General features: G+C 56.8%; 4 protein-coding genes. All 4 read left to right on the top strand.

Going from position 1 to position 13,555, the window contains the following annotated elements; translation table 11 throughout:
- The first annotated feature begins 419 nt into the window (after positions 1–419).
- The 4 genes from GVO84_RS00300 to GVO84_RS00315 all read left to right on the top strand — a co-directional run bounded on the left by GVO84_RS00300 (position 420) and on the right by GVO84_RS00315 (position 12,931).
- Positions 420–10,913, top strand: a complete 10,494-nt coding sequence (locus GVO84_RS00300) for a hemagglutinin repeat-containing protein (protein ID WP_370686482.1) — start codon at positions 420–422, stop codon at positions 10,911–10,913.
- Between the two features lie 760 nt (positions 10,914–11,673).
- Positions 11,674–11,922, top strand: a complete 249-nt coding sequence (locus GVO84_RS00305) for a DUF4258 domain-containing protein (RefSeq protein ID WP_159515217.1) — start codon at positions 11,674–11,676, stop codon at positions 11,920–11,922.
- Positions 11,919–12,185: a hypothetical protein gene (locus GVO84_RS00310; protein WP_094935933.1), complete on the top strand. Its 267-nt coding sequence runs from the start codon at positions 11,919–11,921 to the stop codon at positions 12,183–12,185. The genes GVO84_RS00305 and GVO84_RS00310 overlap by 4 nt, the downstream gene beginning before the upstream one ends.
- A gap of 494 nt (positions 12,186–12,679) precedes the next feature.
- Positions 12,680–12,931: a MafI family immunity protein gene (locus tag GVO84_RS00315; RefSeq protein ID WP_159515218.1), complete on the top strand. Its 252-nt coding sequence runs from the start codon at positions 12,680–12,682 to the stop codon at positions 12,929–12,931.
- Positions 12,932–13,555: the final 624 nt, after the last annotated feature.

The following is a 13,555-nucleotide window of genomic DNA, read 5'->3' on the forward strand; positions in this document are numbered from 1 at the left end:
CGGCAGGGGAGAGCCTGACGCTGAGCGGCGGGCAGCTGGTGCTGGACGGCCAGAGCCGGGCCGATGCCGCGGCAGATATCCGCCTGACGGGCAGCACAGTCAGTAACCAGGGGCAGGTGAATGCGGGGCGCGACATTGCGCTCTCCGGCGACAGGGTGTCAAACGGCGGCCAACTGGCGGCGAAAGGCCATCTGGACGTGAACGCCGGAGACCTGACGAACGGCGGCACGGCGCAGGGCAACGACGTCACCCTGAAGGGCCAGACGGTGACCAACAATGGCACCCTGCAGAGCGGCGGCAGCCTGGCGTTAAGCGCCGTAACCCTGGAGCAGCGGGGCATGCTGAGCGCGAAAGGCAATGCGGACGTCACGGCGCAGCAGACCCTGCGTAACGGCGGCAGCCTGCTGGCTGACGGCGCGATGAACGTGACCGCAGGCACGCTTGAGCAGAACGGCACCCTGTCCGGCGCGACGGCGCTGACGGCGCAGGCCGGTACCCTGACCAGCGGTCAGGCGTCCCGCACCACCAGCCAGGGCAACGTACAGATTACCGCGACCCGCAGCGCCAGCCTGAACGGGCAGACGGACGCGGCGGGAGCATTAACCGTCAGCGCTGGCGACCTGACCACCGGCCGGGATGCGCACCTGCAGAGCGGGCAGGGGCTCACCCTGCAGGCGCAGAATGCCGCGCTGAACGGCACCCAGGCGGCGAAAGGCGCCCTGTCGGTGACGGCGGGCACGATTGCGCACGCCGGGAAATCCACCGGTGACACGCTGAGCTTTAACGCGACCGGCGACCTGACCAGTAGCGGGGAGCTTACCGCCGGCGCCATCACGCTCGGCGGTCAGAACATCCTCCAGTCCGGCGCCGCAAAAGCGGACCGCATGACCCTGACGGCCCCCGGGCGCATCACCAGCAGCGGCTCTCTGGTTGCCGGTACGCTCTCGCTGGACGCTGCCTCGGTGGAGAACGGCGGGCTGCTGCAGGGGACCACCCTGCTCGGCCTGAAGACCGGGTCACTCACGAACCTCGCGGGCGGGTCTGTCTACAGCGCGCAGGATTTAACGCTGAACGTTCCGGTGCTGGCCAACAGCGGGCTTATCACCACCGACGGCACGCTGCGCATTAAAGGCGACACGCTGACAAACCAGGGTGAAATCAACGGCGTCAGCCTGAGCGGTGAGTACCTCAGCCTGACCAACACCGATACCGGACGCCTGCTGGCGGACGACCGCCTCACGCTGAACGGCACCACGCTTGCTAACGCGGGCAATATAGCGGCCAGCGACCTGCACATCACGGCGGACAGCCTGGAGAACCAGGGTACCGTTGAGGGGGACGCGGCCCTGACGCTTGACGTGGCAGACCTCAGTAACCGCGGCGCGCTGCGCAGCAGCGGAACGCTGACGCTTAACGGCGATACGCTTGCCAGCAGCGGCGAGCTCAGCGCCACCGCGCTGCTGCTGAACCTGACCCGTCAGGTCAGCAACGAGGCCGGTGGCCGGGTGATTGCCCGGGACGGCCTGACGCTGACCGCCGCCAGCCTGACGAACAGCGGGCTGATGGCCGGTACCGACGCGCAGTTTAACAGCGCGTCGGTGACCAACGGCGGCACGCTGCAGGGAACGCATTCCCTGACGGCGACCGGGGTACAGCTCAGCAACCTGCAGGGAGGCATGCTGCTCTCCGGCGGTGCACTCGACCTGCACCACACCACCCTGAACAACGCCGGCCTGCTGCAGGGCAACACCCTGAACCTGGCCACCGGCGAGTGGAACAACACCGGCAATGCGCTGGGTGAAGCGGGTATCACTGCGGCGGTGACCGGCACGCTGACCAACAGCGGCAAGGTGCTCAGCCAGCAGGCGCTGGACGTCCAGGCCGGCAGGACCGATAACCGTGGCCAGCTGCTGGCGAAAGTGCTGACCCTGCGGGGCGACCTGCAGAACAGCGGCCTGCTTCAGGGGAGCAGCGCGCTGGCCTGGTCCGGCAACACCTTCGCGAACCAGGCTCAGGGCCAGGTGACGGGCGGCGAGGCCCTGACCCTGAGCGGACAAACCCTCAGCAACGCGGGCAGCCTGCAGGGGCGCAGTGCGACGCTGGATGCCGGGAGCCTGAATAACCAGGGCAGCGTTCAGGCGCTGGACGCCCTGACGCTTGCCGCGACCGGCAGGCTCGATAACAAAGGATCCCTGCTCAGCCAGAACCTGTTCACGCTGACGGCGGCGCAGCTGTTTAACGACGGCCAGCTGGCCGGGAAGTCGCTGGCGGTGAACGCCGCGCAGCTGAGCAACACCGGTATTCTGCAGGGTAACGACACGCTGGCGCTGACCACCCGCGCCCTGAGCAACGGCGCCACCGGGCAGCTGGTGAGCGGCAGCGACCTGAATGTGTCCCTGGACACGCTCGATAACGCCGGTCTGCTGCTGGTGAATGGCGGATTCACCCTCAGGGGCAGCGACCTGACGAACCGGGGCGATATTCAGGCGCAGAGCCTGGATCTTGGCCTGAGCAACACCCTGACAAATACAGGGAACCTCGTTGCCACCGACGATGCCGCGCTTAACGCGACGACGCTGACCAGCAGCGGCACGGTGGCGGGTAAAACGCTGACCGCAGGCGCGGCGGAACTGCGTAACAGCGGTCTGATGCAGGGCAGCAACGCGGTTAACGCCACCGCCGACCGCTTTATCAACGAGCTGAACGGTAAATGGCTCTCCGGCGGCGGCTTCACGCTGAAAGGCGGACAGCTGACCAACGCCGGTACGCTGCAGGGCGCGACGCTGGGCATGACCGGCATCACCCTCACCAACAGCGGCACGGTGAACGGGCAGTCGGGACTTGGCGGCACGCTCAGCGGGGCGTTAACCAATACCGGGCTGCTGCAGAGCGGCGGCACAACCACCTTCACCGCGGACACCCTGGCGAACCCGGGGCGCATCACCGGCGGCACGCTGTCCCTCACTGCCCGCGATATGAACAACGGCGGGCTGATGCAGGGAACGAACGGCCTGGCGCTCACCGGCACCACGCTGACCACGGGCGCGACCTCGCGCACCCTCTCCGGCGGCTTGCTGACGCTGGACGCTGGCCAGCTGACCACCCAGGGCACGCTGCAGGGGAACGGTGCAGACGTCCGCGCCACCGACTGGACGCACGGCGGGTCCCTGCTCAGCCAGGGGGCGCTGACGGCCACGACCGGCGGCACGCTGACCTCAACCGGCTCGCTGATGAGCCAGGGCGGGGCGGACATCACCGCACAGACGCTGGATAACCGCGGGCAGCTCCTCAGCGAGGGCGATGTGGCGCTCGGCGGCAGCACGCTTACAAACAGCGGCACCGTGCAGGGGCGCACCCTCGCGCTGCGTCAGGGCAGCATTAACAACCAGGGCACCCTGACCGGCCTGCAGAGCCTGACCGTTCAGGGGCAGCAGCGGCTGATGGCGCGCATGGCGATGGCCGCACCGCAGCAGGCGCTGATTAACGGCGCAGGCGGAAAATTGCTCACCCAGGGCACCCTGACGATTGCGTCCGGCGCGGTGACCAACGCCGGAAGCTGGCAGGCACAGAACATTGTGCTTAACGCCCAGTCTCTCACCAACAGCGGCGCGGTGCAGAGCGCCGACGCGCTGCAGATGACGCTGGCCGACGCGCTCACCGGGACCGCGGGAAGTAAGATTACCGCGCTGGGTGCGGCAACGCTGCAGGCCGCCACGCTGGCGAACCAGGGGCAGTGGGCGGCGAAAAACCTGACGCTGACCGGCGGCACGCTCAGCAACAGCGGTGCCATCAGCGGGGTGAATGGCCTGACCCTCAGCCAGACCGGCGCGGTCAGCCAGCAGTCGACCGGGACCCTGCTCTCCGGCGGGGCGCTGAACATCACGGCGGCCTCCGTCACCAGCGACGGCAAAATGCAGGGGAGCACGCTCGACATCACCACCGGGGCGCTCACCAACGGCGGACGACTGCAGGGCGATAACGGCGCGACGCTGGCCCTCAGCGGGACGCTGACCAATAACAGCGGGGGCGAAATCGTCAGCCGCGATGGCCTGACGCTGACCACGCCCGCGCTGTTTAACTACGGCCTGATTCAGGGCGGCGGCGAGACGCGCGTGACCGCCTCCTCGCAGGCGCGTAACGACGGCAGGCTCCTGTCCGGCGCGCGCCTGACGCTCGGCACGCCGCAGTTCACCGGCACCGGCTGGCTGCAGGCCACCGACCTGATACTCAATGCGGCAAACGCCGTCAACGGCGGCACGTGGGTGGCCGACCGGGCCACGCTGACCGGCACCGCGCTTGCCAGCCAGGGCACCACCCAGGCGGGACAGCTGACGGTTAACTACGGCCAGCTGAACAACAGCGGCACGCTGCTCGGCAACGCGCAGCTGAACATTAATGCCGACCAGGTGACCCAGAGCGCGGGCGGCAGGCTGCTGAGCGGCGGCAACCTGTGGCTGCAGAGCCGGGGGCTGGATCTCACCGGCCAACTGGTGTCCCTGGGGGATTTAACGCTGCAGCTGACGAACGCGTTTACCAGCCGGACCGCCGTGGCGGCAGGCAGAACTCTGACCATCAGCAGCGGCGGCGACATCGATAACCGCAGCGTGCTGCAGGGGCAGGCGGTCAACCTCAGCGCGGGCGGGCAGCTCAGCAACAACGGACAAATCACCACCGGCGGCGGCACCAGCACGCTCTCCGGCAGCAGCGTGGCGCTGAACGCCGCGGGCGCGGTGCAGGGCGGGGGCGACATCACGATTGCCAGTAGGGGCAATATTACCGTCGACGGCTTCACCGGCACGCGCGGCTCGCTGACCCTCAGCGCGCCGGGCTCCATCGTTAATACCGCGCTGCTGTACGCGGCGAATAACCTGGCGCTGTTTGCCGACAGCATCACCAACCAGCGCGGCGACATCATGGCGGGGAACAACCTGTGGATGCAGCGGGATGCGGCGGGGAATGCGAACAGCCAGGTGGTGAATACGTCGGGGAATATTGAGACGCAGGATGGGAATATTACGGTTAAAACTGAACGCTTAATCAACCAATGGCTAAGTATTACCAAGGGCGAAACTCAGAAAGAAGATATAAAGAATACCTTCCCGGAATACGCCTGGAGTATTCCTGGTACTGTTAATATCCCATTATCTTTTTTTTCTGCAGATGAAGTTAGGTATGTCAATGTAAGTAAACCACTCGACTTTGGAATGCAGGAAGAAAAAGCAAAACCATATTCATATTTTGTCTTGGTCAATCCTACAAAAGACAAAGAAATTGCTGTTTCAAAAATCACCTATTCAACAGTAGTGACTGGAAATGCTGGGCGCATAGTTTCTGGCCGAGATATCAATGGAGAGATAGGAACTTTAGATAACTTGGGTAGCTATATACTGGCAGGGCGAGATGTTTCGATCTTCGGTAAAGTTCTTAATAATCAATCATATCAGTCTGGGGTTCAGACGGTTTATCAGCGTTTTACACCCGATGCTGGGTTACTTTCTAATAACGCAATTGATCCTGTTTATATTGAAAAGTTAGGTATTACCTTTAGCGATACACCGCTTTATAATATACCTGACTTATACGGCTCGCTTGCCTACCATCCAACCGAAGAATATAGAACAGATTTATCTTCCTCTTTAAGAGGAGTACTACAGGGTAATGGAAATGTTGTGCTTAATTTTGGCAGTGTTACTAATAATAGTGATTCGACAGATGTTCGAGGAACAATTTCACCTACTTTCACGCCACCTACTCTGCAATCGATTGATTTACTCAGTACACCTGCAACTTCAAAAGCGTTAGATCTTGTTTCTGTAGAAAATAATATGACTGCGATGCCAGATTGGCAAGATCAGTTACAGGATAGCTTAATACAGTTCAATGGTAGTGGTGCGATCGAAACGAATAGACCTGAAAATGCATCACTCAGTATGATTTCCACTACGCAGAAGGGTAACGCTAACCTCGGAAAACTGGGGGCGCTGACGGAGGCGGGGATTATCACCGCTGAACTCAGCCCCATCAAAGGCAGCGCCAGCGGGCATTATCAGGGCCAGCGCGTTGATACCAGCGCTTACCCGCTGCCGTCGGGCAACAACGGCTATTTTGTCTTCTCCGACAACCCGAAAAGCCCGTACCTAATCAGCATCAACCCGAAACTGAACGGTCTCGGGCAGCTTGATCCGGCCCTGTTTGCCGACCTGAACGCAATGCTCGGGGTCAAACCGTCGTCCACGGCGCCACAAGAGACGCGGTTGGCGTTTACCGACGAGAAGCAGTTCCTCGGTTCATCCTATATGCTCGGCCGCCTCAACCTGAACCCGGATTACGACTACCGTTTCCTCGGCGATGCGGCGTTCGATACCCGCTATGTCTCCAATGTGATGCTCAACCAGACCGGTAACCGCTATCTGAACGGCATCGGCTCCGATCTGGATCAGATGCGCTACCTGATGGACAATGCCGCGTCGGCGCAGCATTCGCTTGGCCTGCAGTTTGGCGTCTCGCTGACCGCCGATCAGATTGCCGCGCTCGACCACAGCCTGCTGTGGTGGGAGAAAGCCACCGTCAACGGCGAAACGGTGATGGTGCCGAAACTCTACCTGTCGCCGAAGGACGTCACCGTCAATAACGGCAGCGTGATTGCGGGTAACAATGTCACTTTAAAGGGTGGCGACATAATTAATAGTGGCGGTTCATTACTTGCTGCTAGTAATCTGAATCTTGATAGCCAAAATAGCATAAGTAATTTAAACGCATCACTGATAAAAGCGGGTGGAGAACTTAATCTTAGCGCAATCGGTGATATTAATAATATTGGTTCTGCTATTCGCGGGAAAACAGTAGCGCTAGAAACTGTAAATGGCGATATCAATAATATAACTCTCTTGGATCAAATAAATAGAAATGTAAATGATAAGTATGGCTCTCTTACTAGCAGTCATACAGAGGTAGGTGAATTATCTACAATCACCGCCCAAGAGATGCTGAAGTTTGATTCAGGAAAGAACATTACGCTCACGGGAGCCAAGCTTGAATCTGGTGGTGACATTTTACTTAATGCTTGGGGCGATGTTTCCGTCAATGCAAACTTAGTTAGAAATGAGCTTGCATCAAGTCAATCGAATATTAGCCGTAGTTCAGTATATTGGCAAAGCAGTGTTGTTAACGCCGGAGGCGACGTTATCACGTATGCCAGGAACGACGTTAATATTAATGCCAGCGATCTAAATAGTGGTGGTAGTGTCACTTTGAGTGCAGGAAAAAATATTAACCTGAACTCTGAACTATCCAACAATAATGATCGTTTGATGCAGAAGGAATCCCACAGCGCCGGGATCGACCGCACCACGATTTCCGCAGGCGATAACCTGGTCCTGAAGGCCGGGCAGGATATCAACGCTCAGGCCGCCGCGCTGGCGGCGGAGAAAAGCGTCGGGCTGCAGGCGGGTCGCGACGTGAATCTGGCTGCGGAAGAGACCACGCAGGGCGACAGCTATAGGTCAGGCAAGAAAACTGTTATTAACGAATCGGTGCGTCAGCAGGGAACCGAGATCGCCAGCGGGGCGAATACCCAAATCCTCGCCGGACGTGATGTCACCACCGAAGCCGCGCAGGTGACGGCGAAGGGCGATATCGGCGTGGCGGCAGGCCGCGACGTCAATCTCAATACCGCAACCGAGAGCGATTATCACTACAAAGAGCAGACCAAAACCAAAAAAGGTTTCCTGAGCAAGAAAACCACCCACACCATCGAGGAGGACATCGCGACGCGTGAATCCGGCTCATTGCTGAGCGGCGATAACGTGCAGGTGGTGGCGGGCAATAACCTGCAGGTGTTCGGCTCCGCCGTGGCGGGCGATGGCGATGTGCAGCTTAAGGCGGGCAACAACGTCGATATCGTGGCGGCCACGAACAGCGACACCTCCTGGCGCTTTAAGGAAGAGAAAAAATCCGGCCTGATGGGCTCGGGCGGGATTGGTTTCACCATCGGAAGCAGCAAAAGCACGCACGATCTTCGTGAGAAGGGCACCACCCAGAGCCAGAGCTTTAGTACGGTGGGCTCGACGGGCGGTAACGTCGCGATTTCTGCCGGAAACCAGGCCCACATCGGCGGGGCGGATCTTATCGCCGGGAAGGATTTAAGCCTCAGCGGCGACAGCGTCATCATCGAGCCGGGGCACGACAAGCGCACCCGGGATGAAACCTTCGAGCAGAAGAAAAGCGGGCTCACCGTGGCGCTCTCCGGCACCGTCGGTAGCGCTATTAACAATGCCGTGAGCGCGGCGCAGGAGACCAAAGAGCAAAGTGATGGCCGTCTGAAAGCCCTTCAGGCCACCAAAACGGTGCTGTCCGGCGTGCAGGCCGGGCAGGCAGCGGATATGGCGGCAACCACCGGCGACCCGAACGCAATGGGTGTGAGCCTCTCGCTGACGACCCAGAAGTCGAAATCACAGCAGCATGCTGAGAGTGATGCGGTGGCAGGCAGCACGCTGAACGCAGGCAACAATCTCTCCATCACCGCGAACGGCAAAAACAAAGGTGCAAACAGCGGCGATATCGTGATTGCGGGCAGCCAGCTGAAAGCCGGGGGCGACACCACGCTGGATGCACAGAACGACATTCTGCTGTCCGGCGCGGCGAATACCCAAAAAACCAGCGGCAAGAACAGCAGCAGCGGTGGCGGCATTGGCGTGAGCATCGGTGCCGGAGGCAACGGCGCGGGTATCAGCGTGTTTGCCAACGTTAACGCCGCGCACGGCAAGGATAAAGGCAACGGTACCGACTGGACCGAAACCACAATCGACAGCGGCAAAAACGTCACCCTAAAAAGCGGGCACGACACCGTGCTTGATGGCGCTCAGGTTAACGGCAATAAAATCGTGGCAGATGTTGGTCACGACCTGCTGATGCGCAGCCAGCAGAACAACAGCGACTACGACAGCAAGCAGACCAGCGTTGCGGCGGGTGGCAGTTTCACCTTCGGCACTATGTCCGGTTCAGGCTATATCAACGCCAGCCAGGACAAGATGAAGAGCCGCTTTGATTCGGTGGCCGAACAGACCGGGCTGTATGCCGGGGACGGCGGCTTCGATATCACCGTGGGGCATCATACCCAGCTTGATGGCGCAGTTATCGCGTCTACCGCCACGCCGGACAAAAACAGCCTCGATACCGGGACGCTGGGCTTCAGCGATATCCACAACGAAGCGGACTTTAAAACCTCGCACTCCGGTATCAGCCTGAGCGGCGGCGGCAGCTTCGGGGATAAATTCCAGGGCAACCTGCCGGGAGGCATGATCTCCGCTGCGGGTAATAAAGGCCATAAGGAAGGCACCACGCAGGCCGCCGTGGCAGAGGGCTCCCTCACTATCCGCGACAAGGCAAACCAGAAGCAGGACGTGGCCGATCTGAGCCGCGATACCGAACATGCCAACGACAGCATCAGCCCGATCTTCGACAAGGAGAAAGAGCAGAACCGCCTGAACGCAGTTGGGATGATCAGCGACATTGGTAGCCAGGTGGCGGATATTGCCAGGACGCAGGGTGATCTTAACGGGCTGAAGGCGGCAAAGGATAAATACGGTGATATTCCGGCTAACGCGACAGAAAAAGATCGCCAGGACTATCTGGCGAAACTGCGTGCTACGCCGGAGTATAAAGAGACGCAGGAAAAATTTGGTACCGGCAGCGATCTGCAGCGCGGTATCCAGGCGGCCACGGCAGCGCTGCAGGGACTGGCGGGCGGCAATATCGGCGGGGCGCTGGCGGGCGCGTCAGCACCGGAGCTGGCGTACATTATCGGTCACCGTGCAGGCATTAATGACGATACGGCGGCAAAAGCGATTGCCCATGCCATCCTCGGCGGCGTAACCGCCGCCCTTCAGGGAAACAGTGCCGCAGCGGGCGCTGTGGGGGCCGCATCCGGCGAACTGATTGCGACAGCGATTGCCAGACAGCTCTATTCGGTCACAGACCCGTCGACGCTGACGGAAGAGCAGAGGCAGACCGTGAGCACGCTGGCGTCTGTTTCAGCGGGCATAGCTGGCGGGATTGCCGGGGGAAATACGGCTGGTGCGGCGGCTGGGGCCAGTGCTGGGAAGAACACTGCGGAGAATAATTTACTAGGCGGTGGAACCGAAGAAGGTCAGATAAAAGCCATGCAGGAACATACGAAAAATGTTATGTCCTGTAATACTGATCCTGATGGTGCAGCATGTCAAAGAGGTCTGTCTACGCAGGAAGCGTTGATGGTGGCGCTCCCGGCGGGATTGGGCGGTGGTGTTCTGGCCGCAGCTTCGCCGGAAATAGCCGCTGCAGCAAAAGCTGTATTAGCAGCCTGCACAAGTAATGCGGTACTGTGTCTCAACAATGCAGGAATAATGGCTTCAGAGGCGATAGTGCCTGGGGGGGTCGGAGCTGGTGGTGCAATAGGGATAGGCAAGTCAGTTGCTGAAGCGACAACAGCGAAGACAATAGCCAGCAATGTAAAAGCCAATATTGCTGCTAGCCAGGCAGGTAGAGAATCATCGAATTTTGATATTCACATCGCTAAATCCGATCAAATTCAGTGGGGTTATGCTGCTGATTTATGGGAGAGAGTAACTATACCTGCGGGACAAAAAGTATACGGTGGCATTCCTGGGCAATCGTCTTACTACACTTCATTGGATACGCTCATAAACGGAAATTACAGTCGAACAAGTATATTCCAGAGCCTGCAGGTATCACCGCATCCTGAATTCGGATATCGTCCGCAAATGGGTGTTTATGAGGTACTCCATGATATTACAATTCCATCAGGTATTGTGAAAGAAAACCCATTACTTGGCCCGGGAGGCGCAACGCAATATTTTATCAAGGATTACCGAGATAATTTACAATTGATCAATAAGATAGATCTGGAGCATTAAGAATGATTATGTCCCCTTACATCGAACATGCCGTAGCGCTGGCTTTATCAGTTGGGTATCACGTTGAGAACGTGTCTACTGGATGGTCAAAGATGAATCAGGTAATTGAGATGTCTGGAAGATTGACCCCTGAATTACGTCAATCAATTGAAGACAACATACCGAATCTTCGCTATTGGTCAACAAAGGGTACGCCTCATGATACACCACAAGAGGGATTTACGTGTGATGAGGACCAAGTGTCAATGTTTTTTAGGTGTATATAACTAAATGAAAAATAATATATCTCCTCGAGTTTGTTAAAGTGTAGCGTCAGGCTCATCCAATGTGCGAATCAAGGCTGAAGACCAGTAGCAAATCGTGATTACGCTGGCGTCTGTTTCAGTGGGCATTCCTGAAGACGCAGTCCGAATATCAGAATACCGAATACGGTCCGGGGAGTGCTTTCTGGACGAAGGGCAGCGCAGCGGCGGGATTACTGGCGGGTGCGCTTGGCGGTAACCTGAAGGCAGGCGCGGCAGCGGGTGCTGCCCCTCTTCTGGCGTCCCTGGTCAAAGAGCAGAAAGACCCGTCAGCCCGTGCCGCGCTGCACGGTATTGTGGCGGCGACGGCGTCGGAAACGGCGAAGGTGGAGGTTGAGAATAACTCTCTGAAGAGCATGATGTGCGCGGAAAGTCCTTGGGACTGCCGCGATAATCCGCTGATTGAAGGTGGAGGCTCCAGAGGTGCTTACAATCCTACAGGTAGAAGTGGTAATCCCATGAATACCAAAGGTTCTAATTCACCTGCGGTAATTGGTGAGCGAGCATATTCAGCTCATGCTGTTGATCGTATGCAGGGGCGTGGCGTCCCGCCTTCAGCAGTAGAAAATACAATAAAGACAGGAAACATTTATCCGACAAAACCTGGAACTACGGGATACTACGATGCAACCAACAATCTTCGGGTAATAATTAACACTAATACAGGCGATGTTGTAACTGTAATTCCGGGAGCACCTACGAAATGAATGATCGATTTTTATATGAGCAAGTTAGATCTGTTCTATTACAAGAATGGGATCCTATAGGTATCAATGATCTCATTGAGGCCAGTGATGAATATGATGCATATGTACAACCTATTTGTGAGATGTTATACGCGGGAAAAGAAATCGAAGATATTTATCAATATTTACATTGGGTTGCTACGGATCATATGTGTTTGAATGGAGATAGTGATTTGGATCGTATAATTGCTGAAAAGTTATTTTATTTGCCAAAGACTCACTAAGATAATAGATCCCGGCCACCGGGCCGGGATCTTCTTTTAGCCGTCAGGCTCACCTAAAATGCCCTTCCAGGCCCCTAATCACCGGCACATCGCCGATATCGTTTAGCACTCCCGCTGCACCACGCTGGGTTTCAGTAATTTCCACAACGAGAGCCAGACCAGCGGCAACAGCTACACGGTGGCGCTTTCTGGCAGCGCGGGTGGCAGAGGAAACGGTGAAAACCGCAAAAACCGCAACCTGGCACCGGCCATCGGTACGGGCCAGGCAGAAGACATTGCTACCTCCCCCGATACCCAATGGTTTGCTCAGACCGGAACTGGTGGGGCGTATACAAACGCAGGAAGGCCGGCAAGGTGGGTTGCTTGGGAAGAACGAGATGGTGTCAGAGTTCGTGTGGTATACGAGCCCGCTAGTGGGAAAATTGTAACAGCGTTTCCGGATAGTAATCCGACTCCTCCAACTTTAAAGCCTATTAAAAAATAGTGTGGGTGAAATGGATATTAACGAAGAAATTAGAAAATTTGGTGAAGGATTAAAAAATCGTCTGGATCCTTCATTAGTTGACTTTGCCCTTGGTTATCTTGGGTTTTCAGAGAATGTATTAGCATTCGAAACGCTATGTGATCATATTGCTGATCATGATGTTGTGATCAGTAAAGATGAGTACACGCAAGTGCTTAAAATAGCTAATGATCTTGGTCTGGAAATTGATAGTAGGTATACATATATAAATTCAGAAAAATAACCGCTAAAACGTACAAATGCACCCAACACCAACGTCAGGAGCATTTTTAAAAAGAGTTAGAAATGCGCAAAGGAAAGATTTCGTGCCGCAAGAAAGCGGATGTAACTAACCGTATGCAGCGATACAGACGCGCTAAGAAGTCAAATGCAAAAGTATGGATAATTTACTGAGCAGGATCTACGTTTCCTGTAAGAATTTAGACGTTAATTTCCGATTAGACAGGCGATTCTACTTTAGGTAAATTCTGCTAGTGATCCCAGTTCTAGAGCCGAGAATTGTTTACCAGCCATCAAGGCTATTAAAAATGCCCTTCCCTTAAACCCCCGACGCCCCCCAGCATATCCCACCAGAACCATCCTCTTCCCGCGTATAGCAGAGACTTACAATCGTCTTACGTATCAAAAATTAGAGCAGACGACCCCCCATCTCTATTTAAATAGCGAAGTAAGATGAGCGGAATAATGCCATTTTCATCGCTGCTGCCCATCGATATCACATGTTTTTAATTATTTTTATCCTTAACCTAAATATCACTACTAATTCTGGTAGTGCTTCCTTTGGGACTATTCCTATTTATGCCAGGGGTGGCATACTGAAGAAAACTAAAAAAATTCTCTCTGCTTA

Source organism: Enterobacter sp. SM3 (assembly GCF_009811935.2).
GTDB lineage: Bacteria > Pseudomonadota > Gammaproteobacteria > Enterobacterales > Enterobacteriaceae > Enterobacter > Enterobacter asburiae_D.